Source organism: Pseudomonas sivasensis (assembly GCF_052938085.1).
Map to the genome: position 1 here is coordinate 3,491,807 of NZ_CP176442.1, position 13,606 is coordinate 3,505,412.

12 protein-coding genes are annotated in these 13,606 nt (G+C 62.4%); 9 read left to right on the forward strand and 3 right to left on the reverse strand.

What is annotated here, in order from left to right; all coding sequences use genetic code 11:
* Window positions 1-2: 2 nt before the first annotated feature.
* The 7 genes from ACKZ62_RS16280 (at window position 3) to ACKZ62_RS16310 (ending at window position 6,857) form a co-directional block, all read left to right on the forward strand.
* Window positions 3-803: an aldolase/citrate lyase family protein gene (locus ACKZ62_RS16280; RefSeq protein ID WP_447095519.1), complete on the forward strand. Its 801-nt coding sequence runs from the start codon at window positions 3-5 to the stop codon at window positions 801-803.
* 10 nt (window positions 804-813) lie between these two features.
* Window positions 814-2,247, forward strand: a complete 1,434-nt coding sequence (gene aldA / locus ACKZ62_RS16285) for an aldehyde dehydrogenase (RefSeq protein WP_032891120.1) — start codon at window positions 814-816, stop codon at window positions 2,245-2,247.
* Window positions 2,248-2,316: 69 nt separating this feature from the next.
* Complete coding sequence (locus tag ACKZ62_RS16290; RefSeq protein WP_447095520.1) at window positions 2,317-3,192, forward strand: amidohydrolase family protein; 876 nt, start codon at window positions 2,317-2,319, stop codon at window positions 3,190-3,192.
* Window positions 3,192-3,512, forward strand: coding sequence for an L-rhamnose mutarotase (gene rhaM / locus ACKZ62_RS16295; RefSeq protein WP_179179122.1), 321 nt, complete (start codon window positions 3,192-3,194; stop codon window positions 3,510-3,512). Before ACKZ62_RS16290 ends, rhaM begins: the two co-directional genes overlap by 1 nt.
* A gap of 39 nt (window positions 3,513-3,551) precedes the next feature.
* Window positions 3,552-4,610, forward strand: coding sequence for an L-rhamnose/proton symporter RhaT (rhaT, locus tag ACKZ62_RS16300; protein ID WP_032891118.1), 1,059 nt, complete (start codon window positions 3,552-3,554; stop codon window positions 4,608-4,610).
* A 28-nt stretch (window positions 4,611-4,638) separates the two neighbouring features.
* Window positions 4,639-5,409 (forward strand): L-rhamnose 1-dehydrogenase Lra1, encoded by a 771-nt coding sequence (locus tag ACKZ62_RS16305; protein ID WP_179179123.1) that lies wholly within the window; start codon window positions 4,639-4,641, stop codon window positions 5,407-5,409.
* A 125-nt stretch (window positions 5,410-5,534) separates the two neighbouring features.
* Complete coding sequence (locus tag ACKZ62_RS16310; RefSeq protein WP_447095521.1) at window positions 5,535-6,857, forward strand: carbohydrate porin; 1,323 nt, start codon at window positions 5,535-5,537, stop codon at window positions 6,855-6,857.
* Window positions 6,858-6,878: 21 nt separating this feature from the next.
* Here the strand turns inward: ACKZ62_RS16310 and ACKZ62_RS16315 are convergent, their stop codons facing one another.
* Together ACKZ62_RS16315 and ACKZ62_RS16320 are read right to left on the reverse strand one after the other, a co-directional pair.
* On the reverse strand, window positions 6,879-8,324 hold the full coding sequence (locus ACKZ62_RS16315; RefSeq protein ID WP_447095522.1) for a mechanosensitive ion channel domain-containing protein: 1,446 nt from the start codon (window positions 8,322-8,324) through the stop codon (window positions 6,879-6,881).
* A gap of 169 nt (window positions 8,325-8,493) precedes the next feature.
* Window positions 8,494-9,360 (reverse strand): pirin family protein, encoded by an 867-nt coding sequence (locus tag ACKZ62_RS16320; RefSeq protein ID WP_032891114.1) that lies wholly within the window; start codon window positions 9,358-9,360, stop codon window positions 8,494-8,496.
* Window positions 9,361-9,540: 180 nt separating this feature from the next.
* Between ACKZ62_RS16320 and ACKZ62_RS16325 the strand changes: the two genes are divergently transcribed.
* Together ACKZ62_RS16325 and ACKZ62_RS16330 are read left to right on the forward strand one after the other, a co-directional pair.
* Window positions 9,541-10,284, forward strand: a complete 744-nt coding sequence (locus tag ACKZ62_RS16325) for a response regulator (protein ID WP_032891113.1) — start codon at window positions 9,541-9,543, stop codon at window positions 10,282-10,284.
* A 20-nt stretch (window positions 10,285-10,304) separates the two neighbouring features.
* Complete coding sequence (locus ACKZ62_RS16330) at window positions 10,305-11,624, forward strand: ATP-binding protein (protein WP_447096965.1); 1,320 nt, start codon at window positions 10,305-10,307, stop codon at window positions 11,622-11,624.
* On the opposite strand, the gene ACKZ62_RS16335 is transcribed toward ACKZ62_RS16330, so the two are convergent.
* On the reverse strand, window positions 11,621-13,558 hold the full coding sequence (locus ACKZ62_RS16335; RefSeq protein WP_122681667.1) for a TonB-dependent receptor domain-containing protein: 1,938 nt from the start codon (window positions 13,556-13,558) through the stop codon (window positions 11,621-11,623). The genes ACKZ62_RS16330 and ACKZ62_RS16335 overlap by 4 nt on opposite strands.
* Between the last annotated feature and the right edge of the window lie 48 nt (window positions 13,559-13,606).

The following is a 13,606-nucleotide window of genomic DNA, read 5'->3' on the forward strand; positions in this document are numbered from 1 at the left end:
CCATGAATATGCCCCGTAATGGCTTCAAGGCTGCCCTGGCCAAGGACGCCACCCAATACGGCATCTGGGCCGGTTTCGCCACCGGCTACGCCGCCGAGATCGTCGCTGGCCTCGGTTATGACTGGATGCTGATCGACGGTGAACACGCGCCCAATACCGTGCCCAGCGTGCTCAACCAACTGCAGACGGTGGCGCCCTACGCTACCGCGCCAGTGGTACGCGCGGTGAATGGCGATGCCAGTCTGATCAAGCAACTGCTCGACGTCGGCGCCCAGACGCTGATGATCCCCATGGTGGAAACCGCCGAACAGGCTCAAGCCCTGGTGCGCGCCATGCGTTACCCACCCCATGGCATTCGCGGCGTCGGCGGCGGTTTGACCCGCGCCACCCGCTGGGATGGTGTGGCGAACTACCTGCAAACCGCCCACGAGGAGCTGTGCCTGATCGTCCAGGTCGAATCACGCCTGGGCGTGGAAAACGTCGCCTCCATTGCCGCCGTGGAGGGCGTGGACGCAGTGTTTATCGGCCCCGCCGACCTCTCCATCGGCCTCGGCCACGCCGGTAACCCCGGCCATCCCGAAGTTCAGGAACGCATCAAGTACGCGGTGGACGCCACCCTCGCCGCCGGCAAGGTCAGCGGCATCCTGGCGCCCAACGAAGACGACGCGCGCCGTTACCAAGCCTGGGGTTGCCGCTTTATCGCAGTGGCCATCGACATCAGCCTGTTACGCCAGAGCGCGTTGGCCACCCTCGCCCGCTATCGCCCGGTTGCCGACGCGCCCACACCATCACGTACTTACTGAGGAGCTGCCCATGTCATCCGTTCCCGTGTACCAGAACTTCATCAATGGCCGCTTCGTCCCCAGCGAAGCCCATCTGGATGTACTCAATCCGGCCAGCGGCGCCTTGCTGTCCAAGGTGCCCGCCTCTACCGCCGCTGACGTCGACCAAGCCCTCGCTGCGGCGCGCGGTGCGCAAAAAGCGTGGGCGCGCAAGCCGGCCATCGAACGCGCCGGGCACTTGCGCCGCATCGCCGCCAAGCTGCGGGAAAACGTCGCGCACCTGGCGCGTACCATCACCCTGGAACAGGGCAAGGTCACTGGCCTGGCCGAAGTCGAAGTGAATTTCACCGCCGACTACCTCGACTACATGGCCGAATGGGCGCGGCGCATTGAAGGCGAGATCATCACCAGCGATCGGCCCAACGAAAACATCTTCCTGTTCCGCAAACCCTTGGGCGTAGTGGCAGGCATCCTGCCGTGGAATTTCCCGTTCTTCTTGATCGCCCGAAAACTGGCCCCGGCGTTGCTCACCGGCAACACCATCGTGATCAAGCCCAGCGAAGAAACCCCGAACAACTGCTTTGAGTTCGCCAAGCTGGTGGCCGAGACCGACCTGCCCGCCGGTGTGTTCAACGTGGTCTGCGGCGACGGCCAGGTCGGCGGCGCACTCACCGCCCATAAAGGCGTGGACATGATCAGCTTCACCGGTAGCGTCGCCACCGGTTCGCGCATCATGGCCGCCGCGGCGCCAAACATCACCAAGCTCAACCTGGAACTGGGCGGCAAGGCTCCGGCCATCGTGCTGGCAGATGCCGACCTGGAGCTGGCAGTTAAAGCCATTCGCGACTCACGCATCATCAATACCGGGCAAGTGTGCAACTGCGCGGAGCGGGTATACGTGGAGCGCAAGGTCGCCGACCCGTTCATCGAGCGCATCAGCGCGGCCATGTCAGCCACGCGCTACGGCGACCCGATGGCCATGGCCGACGCGGAAATGGGCCCACTGATCAACCGCCAGGGCCTGGAAAACGTCAACCGTAAGGTGCGCACCGCACTGAGCCAGGGTGCCACGCTGATCAGCGGCGGACAGATTGCCGACCTCGGCGCGGGCTTTCACTTCCAGCCGACGGTATTGGCCGGGTGCCGCGCCGACATGGAGATCATGCGCGAAGAAATTTTTGGCCCGGTGCTGCCGATCCAGATTGTCGACGACCTCGACGAAGCCATCGCCATGGCCAATGACTGCGACTACGGCCTGACCTCATCGATCTACACCCGCGACCTCGGCAAGGCCATGCACGCGGTGCGCGAGATCGACTTTGGTGAAACCTACGTCAACCGCGAAAATTTCGAGGCCATGCAGGGCTTCCATGCCGGGGTGCGTAAATCCGGGATCGGCGGCGCCGATGGTAAGCATGGCCTGTACGAATACACCCATACCCATGTGGTGTACCTACAGAGCTGAGGTGGTGAAGCGGGCCGGTGCGCGTTAGCGTGCTGGCCCTTCCTGAGAAAATCCCACAAGGATTGCGCAATGCCTCTGATGCCTTACAGCGGCCCCATCATCGATAGCCACTTGCACCTGTTCGACCCGCGTCGCCCCCAAGGCATTCCGTGGCCCGAGCCGGGCAATCAACTGTATGCCGCCCATTTACCGAGCGATTATTGGGCCTTGGCCAGCTCACACAATGTGGTCGGCGCCATTGCTGTGGAAGCTAGCCCATGGCGTGACGACAACCGCTGGTTGCTCGAAACCCTACGCAGCGACCCGCGTATGCTCGGGTTCGTTGGCAATCTGGACCCGCTGCACGCCGACTTCGCCGCCGACCTCGATGCCCTGGCGCAAGAGCCGCTGTTCCTCGGCTTGCGCTACGGCAACCTGTGGGACCGCGACCTGCTGCAGGACCAGACGCGCCCCGGTTTTATCGACGGTCTGCGCCAACTGGCCGCCTGTGGTCGGGGCCTGGACAGCGCCAACCCGAACCCGCGTTTGATCAAGGGTTTGTTGCACCTCAGCGATACGCTGCCCGAGCTGCGCATCATCGTCGACCACTTGCCCAATGCTCAGGTGCCGGCCGGTGAAGAGGCGGCGTATCACGCCGACCTGTTGCGCCTGGCGCAGCGGCCGAACGTGTTCGCCAAACTCGCGGAAATCCCACAGCTCGGCCCCCAAGGTCTGATCGTCGATACGGCGTTCTACAACGACCGCCTGGAGGTCTTATGGGAGGCGTTTGGTGACGAGCGCTGCTTCTTCGGCAGCGACTGGCCCAACAGCGATCACCTGGCCGATTTCGCCACCACCCTGGGGCTCGTAAAAAGCTGCATGGCAGACAAATCCGAGGCGGTGCAAGGCCAGTTTTTTCTGCACAACGCAGTGCGTATCTATACCCCGACCCATGGAGCGCCGTGATGCAGACCCGTGCCTTTCGCATGAACCTCAACCCGGGCCAGGCCGATGAATATCGCCGACGCCACGACGAAATCTGGCCGGAGCTGGCCCAAGCCCTGCTGGACGCCGGCGTGGTGGACTACCGGATTTTTTTTGACGAGCCCACCAACACGCTGTTCGCCGTCCTCACCCATGAAGACGCCCACGGCCTGGATGAGCTGCCCGGCACCGCGCTGATGCAACGCTGGTGGACTTACATGCAGGACATCATGCCCAGCCACGCGGATGCCTCGCCGATCAGTGTCGACCTGCTGCCCATGTTCCACCTGGCCCGCCCCTGATCTAACTGACCCACACAACAATAAAAAGGATTCGACTACGTGGAAATCATTCTCCTCGGTGTGATTCTGCACTTCATCGGCGGCTTCGCCTCCGGCAGTTTTTACATCCCCTACAAGAAGGTCCGCGGCTGGGCCTGGGAAAGTTATTGGATCACCGGCGGCCTGGTGTCCTGGTTGATCGTGCCGCTGATCGCCGCGCAACTGACGGTGCCGGGCTGGGTGGACATTCTGCGCAATGCCGACACCAGCACGCTGCTGTGGACCTATATGTTCGGCGTGTTGTGGGGCATCGGCGGGCTGACCTTCGGCCTGACCATGCGCTACCTGGGCCTGTCCTTGGGCATGTCGCTGATCATGGGCCTCACCTCGGCCCTCGGAGCGTTGATGCCGGCGCTGTACCGCGACCTGTTCACCGATGCAACCGAAGGCACCTTGACCTCGATGCTGGCCTCCCAGGGCGGGCATTGGGTGTTATGGGGCGTGGCGGTGTCGCTGGTCGGTATCGCAGTGTGCGGCAAGGCTGGATTGATCAAGGAACGGGAAGTGTCCCAGGCGGTGAAGTTCGCCAGTGTCAGCGAATTTTCCCTGGGCAAGGGCATGCTGGTGGCAGTGATTTCCGGGGTGCTCAGCGCCTGTTTCAGCTACGGCATTTCTGCCGGACGCCCGCTGGCCGCCGCGGCGGTGGAACATGGCGCCAACAGCCTGTTCCAGAACAACGTGACCTTTATGGTGATCATGTGGGGCGGCCTGACCACCAACGGCATCTGGTGCCTGTGGCTGAACTGGCGCAACCGTACCTTCCATAACTACACCGATCGCAGCACGCCGCTGCTGGGCAACTACCTGCTGGTGGCCATCGCCGGCACGCTGTGGTTCTTGCAGTTTTTCTTCTACGGCATGGGCGAAAGCCGCCTGCAGAACGACGCCAGTTCCTGGGTGCTGCACATGTCATTCATCATCATCGTGTCCAACTGCTGGGGCCTGTATTTCCGTGAATGGCACGGCACCAGCGCCGCTAACAAGGGCGTACTGGTGGCCGGGATCGCGGTGATCCTCGGCGCCATCGCCATGGTCGGTTACGGCAATTACCTCGGCTGATACCGCTAATTTTTGAAGGAGTGTTTTTATGTTGCTTGCAGACAAAACCGTGATCATCACCGGCGCCTCCCGTGGCATCGGCCGCGCCGCCGCCCGTGAATGTGCGCGCCAGGGCGCCCGTGTGGTGATCGGCCACAGTGGCAGTGGCCAAGGCACCGAGGCGGCGTATTCGCTGATTGAAGAGATCAAGGCGTTTGGCGGCCAGGCCGTTGAAGTGGGAGGCGATGCGGCCGACCCGGACACCGGCGACAAGCTGGTGGCCGGCGCCGTGCAAGCCTTCGGCAGAGTCGACGTGTTCGTCAACAACGCCGGCATCTGCCCGTTCCACTCATTCCTGGATATGCCCCGCGAGGTCTATCTGAAAACCGTCAACACCAACCTCAACGGCGCCTACTTCGCCGTGCAGGCGGCGGCCAACCAAATGAAAAACCAGGGCCGTGGCGGCGCGATCATTGCCGTCAGCTCCATCAGCGCGCTGGTCGGCGGCGGCATGCAAACCCACTACACGCCGACCAAGGCTGGCCTGCATTCGTTGATGCAGTCCTGCGCAATTGCACTGGGGCCCTATGGCATTCGCTGCAACTCGGTACTGCCGGGGACCATTGCCACCGACATCAACAAGGAAGACCTGGCCGACGAGGAAAAGCTCGCCTACATGACCTCGCGCACGCCGCTGGGTCGCTTGGGCGAACCGGATGATGTGGCAGGGCCGATCGTATTCCTCGCCTCGGACATGGCGCGCTATGTGACCGGCGCCTCGTTGCTGGTGGATGGCGGGTTGTTCGTTAACCTCCAGTAAAGCCGCACCCTCTCAAACACCCAAGAACCAATGTGGGAAGGGACTTGCTCCCTCCCACAGGGGGTCTCTGTGTGCCTGAAATTTGTGTTGTACCTGATAAAAACAACAATCCCAGGAGTACTTCCATGCGCACCACCCTCCCCCTGGCCCTGCTCTGCAGCGCCATGTCCACCTGTGCCTTCAGCGCCGGCCTGCTCGATCCCAACTCCCCGGCCATGCTCGGCGACTGGAACGGCCTGCGCCCCCAATTGGCCGAACAAGGCTACGACTTCACCCTCAAATACGTCGGCGAAGTCGGCTCAAACCTGGGCGGTGGCTACAACTCCCACACCACCGCGCGCTGGAGCGACCAGTTGATCCTGGGCGTGAACATGGACCTGCAAAAACTCCTCGGCTGGCAGGACGCGACCTTTCGCATCGGCATCGGCGAGCGCCATGGCAAGGACATCACCAACGACCGCGTGCACCAACCCAACGCCACGGGCCTGACGTCCACCATGGAAGTGTTCGGCGGCGGCAACGCCTGGCGGCTGTCGCAGTTCTGGTACGAGCAAAAGTTCTTCGACCGGAAATTCGCCCTCAAACTCGGTCGCTTTGGCCATGGTGAAGACTTCGATCAGTTCCCCTGCGAATTCCAGAACGTCACCCTGTGCGGTTCACAGGAAGGTAACTGGAACGGCGTGTGGAACAGCTTCCCGATCAGCCAGTGGGCAGTGCGCGCCAAGTACCAATTCACCGATGAGTTCGCCATGCAGGTCGGCGCCTACGACAAGAACCCTGGCAACGCCGAGGCCAGCAATGGCTTCAAACCGTTTATCAGCGGCTCCCAGGGCACCAGTTTCCCTATCGAAGCCATCTGGAAAGGTCAGATCCAAGGCCTGAATTCGGAGTACCACGCCGGTTACTACTACGCCAACGCCGACACCAAGGACATGCTCAAGGACGCCGACGGGAACTACGCTGCCAGCTCGAAAAAGCCCTATCGGATGTATTCCAGCAACAGCGGCTGGTGGCTGTCGGGCCAGCAACAATTGACCACCGTCGGCGGCAACAGCCAGCGCGGGCTCAACGTATTCGCCAACCTGACGGTGAATGACCCGGACAAAAGCGTGATCAAGAACCTGATCCAAGTCGGCCTGATCTACCGTGGCCCGTTCGATTTACGCCCGAACGACACCATCGGCCTTGGCGCGTCGAAGTTGCAGGTCAGCGACCGCTATACCCGCAACACGCAGACGCTCAACGCGGCCAATGGCGTCAGCGATATCGACGATCCGCTTTACGTGCCCGAGCAGCGCCGCGAGTACAGCTACGAGATCAACTATGGCGTCCAGGCGACCCAATGGCTGATGGTGCGGCCTAACCTGCAATACGTGAAATACCCCGGCGGGCTCACACAAACCAGCGGCGCGGTGGTCGGTGGCGTGCAGTTTATTGTTGATTTCTAGATACCCGTGCCAGCGCGCCCCTCAAAGACCGCGCTGGCGAAGCCATTGCAAAAAGCCCTTCTTGACCGGTACCACTGGCGCGTCTTGGGTCAGCACCTGAGCGGCGTGCAAGCGGAAATCCAACAGGGTTTTCATGGCGTCGGCGATGTCATGTCGCGCGTCCAGGCACGGCGTCAGGTACGCCTTCTCGATGCGGTACAACGTGCAGAACGTCTTGGCGGTGAAGTCCGCCAAGGCCGCTTGCTCAGTCAGAATCCCCGCTTCGCCGATCACCTCGCCGGGGCCCATGCGCCCGGCTTCGAACGCGTGGCCGCCCTTGATCAGCATCACCGACACCACACCCGACTCGACGATAAACAAATGATCGCTGACCTCTCCCGCCGGCAGGATCATCTCGCCGGCGCGATAGGTGTGCAGGGTCATGTTCTGGCTGAAGGTGTCCTTTTCCTCCTGGCGCAAAGTGGAGAAAATCGACGAACTGTCCAACAGTGCCCGCGCCGGAGAGGTCGGCACTGGGGTCGCGCTTTCGACGGCGGACAACAGGCTCACGCCCGCTGCCTGCAGGTGCCGGAACGCCAAGTCGTAGAGTTGGTTGCGCACTTCGCGCTTGAGGGTCATGGTCGGCACGAACCCGCTGATTTCATACTCCACACCGCCACTGGCGGAAGTCTTGAACGCCACACTCGGCGCCGGTTTGGCCAGCAGCGGACGGCAACCCTGCATGGCCCGCTCCAGCGCTTCGATCACCGTTTGCGGCCGTGCATGGGGGCTGACCTGCAGGCTGACCGCCAGGCCAAACATATCCGCCGGACGCGAAAAGTTGATGATCTTGGCCTTTGCCGCCAGGGAGTTGGGAATCACCGCCATGCTGCCCTGGGAGGTTTGCAGGCGCGTGGCGCGCCAGTCGATGTCCGTGACCCGGCCCTCAGTGCCGTCGATGGAAATCCAGTCATCCAGTTGATAGGGCTTGGTGGTATTGAGCACGATCCCGGAAAACACATCACTCAAGGTGCTTTGCAACGCCAGGCCGACAATGATCGCCACCGCGCCGGACGTGGCCAACACGCCCTTGACCGGCAGATCGAGCACATAGGCCAGCGCGGCAATGATCGCGATCAGGAAAATCACCGCGCCCATCAAATCCTGCAACAGCCGCCCGGTGTGGCCAACCCGCTGCATCATCAACGCACCGAGCAACACCGTCAGCGTACGCGCCGCGAACAACCACCAACCAATCTGCAACGCCGTGGCGGCCATGTGCAACGCGGTGTTGTCGGCGTAGGGCGCGACGAGCATGGGGTTCATGCCGTCGTTGAACAGCACGGCACTGAAGACTGCAAAGATCACCAACCGCGCTGCGAGTTTCCAATTAGCCAGGTTGGTGGAGATAAGTCGCCACACGGCGATGTCGATAAGGATCAGCGCCAGGGCGCACAGCATCGGGTGATCGGAGATAAATGAGGGCATCCAGGCGACTCCAGGGCGAATGACGGGAAGATCGCATGAATTGAGAACACTGGAAAACAAAATGTAGAAGCCGGCTTGCCAGCGAAAGTATCGACTCGGTGTGCCAGGGACACCACGGTGATGCTATCGCCGGCAAGCCGGCTCCTACCCTTTTGTTTACGGCTAACTGTCAGGCATGCATCTGCCCAAATTTACCCGACTGGAAATCCGCAAACGCCTGATGAATCTCCTGCTCGGTGTTCATCACAAACGGCCCGTGCCCCACGATGGGCTCGTCAATCGGTTCGCCGCTGAGCAGCAGCACCTTGGCGGCGTCGTTGGACTCCAGGACCAGTTGCGTGCCATCGCGCTCAAACAACGCCAGTTGGCCTTGGCGCGCGACTTCTTCGCCATTGACCAGCACGGTGCCGCGCAGGATCACCAGGGCGGTGTTGCGCCCGGCGTGCAAGTCCAGGGTCACGGGCTTGCCGGCGTTAAGACGCAGGTCCCACACGTCAATCGGCGTGAAGGTGCGTGCGGGGCCTTTAGCGCCGTCGAACGCTCCGGCGATCAGGCGCAGGTGCCCGGCGTCATGGGGCAGCGCAAGCACGGGAATATCGCCATCGACAATGGTCTGGTAACCGGCGTCGGCCATTTTGTCCTTGGCGGGCAAGTTGACCCACAGTTGCACCATCTCCAGCGCGCCGCCTTTACGGGCGAACGCTTCGGAGTGGAATTCTTCATGGAGAATGCCTTTTGCGGCCGTCATCCATTGCACATCGCCGGGGCCGATGGTGCCGCCTGCGCCGGTTGAATCGCGGTGCTCGACTTCACCGTCGTAGACGATGGTCACGGTTTCAAAGCCGCGATGGGGGTGTTGGCCTACGCCGCGACGTTGTTCGGTGGGGGAAAATTCGGCCGGACCGGCGTGGTCCAGCAGCAGGAATGGGCTGATGTGTTTGCCCAGGTTGTCGTAGGAAAACAGTGTGCGCACCGGGAAACCGTCGCCGACCCAATGGGCGCGAGGGCTGGTGTAGATGCCGATGAGTTTTTTCATGGTGATCCTCCAAAGTGCATACACCTTAAAACCGATAACAATTGAGCGGTAGACGGCTAAAACACCCTAGAGCGTCCTACTGATGGAACGGAGTACCAGTGCCCCACCATAAAAACCGCGTTAATGATAATGACTCGTAGTAATATCCGCCCTCTCCCGCTCAACCTCCCGAGGGCTGCAATGCCGTTTGCCCCTGCGCCTGTCGCACCGCGCGTGCTGGTGGTGGATGACCACCGCAAAATCCGCGAACCCTTGGCCACTTACCTGCGTCGCCACACCTTCGATGTGCGCACCGCCGAAGACGCGGCTGGGATGTGGCAATTGCTCAAGACCCAGGCGTTCGATGTCGTAGTGCTCGACGTGCTGCTGCCGGATGGCGATGGTTTCGAGCTGTGCAACCAGTTGCATCGGCGCAGCAATACCCCCGTGATTCTGTTGACCGCCCGCGATACCGCCGCCGACCGCATCCGCGGCCTGGACCTCGGCGCGGACGATTACGTGACCAAGCCCTTCGAACCCCGCGAACTGGTCGCACGCATCAACAGTGTGCTGCGCCGCCAAGGCCGCAACACCGGGCCGGCCGCGCCCAGCGGTGGCCCACAGGCTTACCGGTTCGCTGGCTGGCAGTTCAGCGTGAGCAGCGCCACGTTGTGCCGCGACGCCAGCCCGGCAATCCAGCTCAGTACAGCGGAAAGCCGTTTGCTGCAGGTGTTCCTTGCCCACCCCAATACGTTGCTGCCCCGCGAGCGTTTGATCGACCTCACCGCTGCCGCCGACAGCGACGTCAGCGACCGCGCCATCGACCGCCAGGTCAGCCGCCTGCGCCGCAAGTTGGCCCACGGCGATGCCACGCCGGACCTGCTGCGCACTATCTGGGGCGGCGGCTATCTGTTGGCGGCCGAGGTCAGTGAATGCGCGCCCTGAACAGGCTGTGGCCGCGCACCCTGGCGCGGCAGTTGAGCCTGTTGTTGCTGCTGGCCTTGCTCGCATCCAACGGCATCGCGATGTTGTTTTTGCAACGCACCGGCAGCCTGATCCACCCACTGTCGCGCAGTTTCAGCCTGGAGCGCCTAGGGATTGCCCACCACACGGCAATCGACCTGACGCCCACTGAAACCGAGCACCTGCTGGCCGGGATGAGCCACGACGACACGCGCTTCTGGATTGCACCGACGCCCGAAGTGGCGCCGTTTGAACTGCGCCCGGAGGAGCAGAGATTGGCCAGTGAGCTGCGTCGCCAATTGCACCTGGATGACGCGGCCGCCATCGGCATGCAGTTGGAACGCATCAGCGGCGCCGACGCCCGCACCCATGTGTTCAGCCCCGCCGGCTGGGCGCCGTTGCGCTTGCGCAGCAGCGTGCCACTGCCGAACGGTAGCTACCTGAATGCCGTGCAATACCCCGCCGGCGCCTATGAATGGGGCCGCGTGCTGGCCTACAGCCTGCCGGTGACAACGCTGCCGGTGCTGCTGATCGTGATGTTTTTCATTGCCCGCGTGGTGCGCCCGATCAAGACCCTGGCCCAGGCCACGGAGCGCGTCAGCCGTGGTGAATGGATCGCTCCGCTGCCGGAAATCGGCACACAGGAAGCCCGCGACCTCACCGCCGCCTTCAACACCATGCAGGCCAATCTTGCCCGGCACGTCGAAGGCCGTACGCGGATGCTTGCAGCGGTCAGCCACGACCTGAACACGCCGATCACCGAACTGCGCCTGCAAGTGGAATTGCTGGAGCCCGGCGACGCCCGGGATGACATGCTCGAAAGCCTCGCGCAATTGAGTGCGATGGTGCGTGAAACCCTGAATTTCGTGCGCGATGACGCGGTGCAGGAAGCGACCGCCACGATGTCGATGAGCGGCCTGCTGGATGACCTGGCCAAGCGTTATCAGCGCATGCGGCAACCTGTCAGTTGGGCGGGTGCGCCACACCTGATGCTGACCTGCCGGCCTCTGGCGCTCAAGCGCGCGCTGACCAACGTGATCGACAACGCCCTGCACCACGCTGGGGATGCCCACCTGAGCTTGATCCAAGAAGATAACGGCTGGCTGCGCATCGAGGTGCTCGACCACGGCCAAGGCTTGCCCGAGGCCTGGCTGGACAAAGTCTTCGAACCCTTTGTGCAACGCGGCGTCAGTGACGGTGGCGTGGGGTTGGGCCTGGCGATTGCACGTTCGTGCATCCAGGCCCATGGCGGCGAACTGGTGTTGCAGAATCGCCCACCGGCCGGCCTGTGCGCGGTGGTGCGATTGCCGGCGGCACTTTAGAAGTTGAGCGTGGCACCCATCCACAGCGTACGACCGTAGTTCACCGTGCCGTAGGTTTCATCGTCCAAACGCTTGTCGGTGAGGTTGTTGAGGGAGGCGTTGAGGGTCAGCGAGTCGCTCACGTCGTAGGAGCCGCCCAGGTCGGCGGTGGTGTAGCCCGGTGCGGGTTCGTCGGTGATGGTGTTGCCGGTTTCTTCGCCGTAGTAACTCAGCGACGCCCAGGCCTGGGTGCGGTCGTTGATGCTCCACTCGGTGCGCACATTGGCTTTCTGCTTCGGCGTGAGAGCCAATGGTGCACCTTTGTTGGCGCCGCTCTTCTGCTCGGAATCGGTGTAGGTGTAGTTGGCCTTGAGCAGCACGCTGGCGTTGATATCCCATTGGCCGTTGAGCTCGACGCCCTGGATGATCGCTTTGTCGACGTTGACCCGTTCCATGATGGTGTAGCCGTTCCAGCGCTGGTCGGTGGTGACGGTAGAGAGCTTGTCCTGGAAGTCGTTGTAGAACAGCGTCACGCCGCCCGACAGGTCATCGCGGTTGCTCCACAGCGCAGAGACTTCGTAGTTGGTGCTGGTTTCGGGCTTGAGGTCCGGGTTGCCGAACATCACGAAACGGTTGCGGCGCAGGTAAGCGTAATCCTCGACCACGGCACGCAGTTCCGGCGCCTTGAAGCCACGGGCGATGCCGCCCTTGAGGGTCCACTGATCGGTGGCGCGCCACACGCTGTAGATCCGCGGGCTGAGGTGCGCGCCGTACTCTTCGTGCTCATCCAGACGCAGGCCGGTGGTCAAGGCGAAGCTGTCGGTGACTGACCATTCGTTTTCGGCGAACAGGGCTTTTTGCACCACCGAGAATTTATAGTCGACGCGATCACCCAGGCCCTGGTTCCAGTCGGTCAGCTCGCTTTCGTTCCATTGCACGCCCACGGTGCTGACGTTATGGGCGGTGGGCACCACCAGTTTGGCGTCGAATACGGTGTTCTTGATTTCGGGTTTGCGCCCGTAGATATCGGTCTGGGCCGGGGTGGCCTTGCCTTCGCGGGTCGAGGTTTCCTGGGACAGGGCGATGTCCGAGGTTGCCCAGCCCCAGCGGCCTTGATGGGACAGGGACCAGTGATCGCGGTTGTTTTCCTGCTCGCGAGTGGCCCAGTTGGCGCTCATGCCGTCGCCGTTCTTCAGGCGCGTGGCACCCGCTTCCAGCAGGATGTCGTGGTCAATATTAGGAGTGAAAGCCAGGCGCGCGGTGAGGTCGCGGTGGTCGGCCTTGCTGAAGCCATTGGTCTGTTCGATGTCATCGTCGGCCTGGCGATCGAGGTAACGGCCCCACACCTGCAAGCCAAGGAAATCTTCCTTGAGCGGGCCGCTGAGGTAGAACTGCGTCTGGCGCGCATTGCCCTGGTCGCTGTGCTGGCGGGCCGAGTAGTCATAGCCGATGGAGCCGCCCCAGGTCGGCGAGACCTTGCGGGTGATCACGTTGATCACACCGCCGATCGCATCCGAGCCGTACAGCGACGACATCGGGCCCCGCACCACTTCGATCCGCTCGATGGCGGCGGCTGGCGGTACAAAGCTCTGTTCATAGCCACTGTTGCCGTTGACCCGTGACTCCCGCGCGCTCTGGCGTTTGCCGTCGACCATGATCAAGGTGTAATCGGCCGGCATGCCACGGATGGAGATGTCGGTTTCATTCGCCCCACCGTTGACCGTCACGCCCTCCACATCCCGCACCGCGTCGCCGAGGTCGCGGTAGGACTTGCGGCGCAATTCCTCGCCGTCGATCACCGTCACCGAGGCCGGCGCATCCTCCACACTCTGGGCATAACCGGCGGCCGTCACCACCACGTCGTTAAGTTCCAGGGCAACAGGTTCGTCGGCATGGGCGCTGAAGCTGCTGGCGACCAGCAGAGCCAGGGGCGTAACGCGAAAGGCAGGAAGCATGGGCGTAGACCTTAGGATTGGACTCAAAAGAGAATCGTAATCATCTAG

Coding starts and splice junctions, on each gene's coding strand:
- ACKZ62_RS16280 (WP_447095519.1), top strand. CDS start 3: ATGAATATGCCCCGTAATGGCTTCAAGGCTGCCCTGGCCAAGGACGCC.
- aldA (WP_032891120.1), top strand. CDS start 814: ATGTCATCCGTTCCCGTGTACCAGAACTTCATCAATGGCCGCTTCGTC.
- ACKZ62_RS16290 (WP_447095520.1), top strand. CDS start 2,317: ATGCCTCTGATGCCTTACAGCGGCCCCATCATCGATAGCCACTTGCAC.
- rhaM (WP_179179122.1), top strand. CDS start 3,192: ATGCAGACCCGTGCCTTTCGCATGAACCTCAACCCGGGCCAGGCCGAT.
- ACKZ62_RS16305 (WP_179179123.1), top strand. CDS start 4,639: ATGTTGCTTGCAGACAAAACCGTGATCATCACCGGCGCCTCCCGTGGC.
- ACKZ62_RS16310 (WP_447095521.1), top strand. CDS start 5,535: ATGCGCACCACCCTCCCCCTGGCCCTGCTCTGCAGCGCCATGTCCACC.
- ACKZ62_RS16315 (WP_447095522.1), bottom strand. CDS start 8,324: ATGCCCTCATTTATCTCCGATCACCCGATGCTGTGCGCCCTGGCGCTG.
- ACKZ62_RS16320 (WP_032891114.1), bottom strand. CDS start 9,360: ATGAAAAAACTCATCGGCATCTACACCAGCCCTCGCGCCCATTGGGTC.
- ACKZ62_RS16325 (WP_032891113.1), top strand. CDS start 9,541: ATGCCGTTTGCCCCTGCGCCTGTCGCACCGCGCGTGCTGGTGGTGGAT.
- ACKZ62_RS16335 (WP_122681667.1), bottom strand. CDS start 13,558: ATGCTTCCTGCCTTTCGCGTTACGCCCCTGGCTCTGCTGGTCGCCAGC.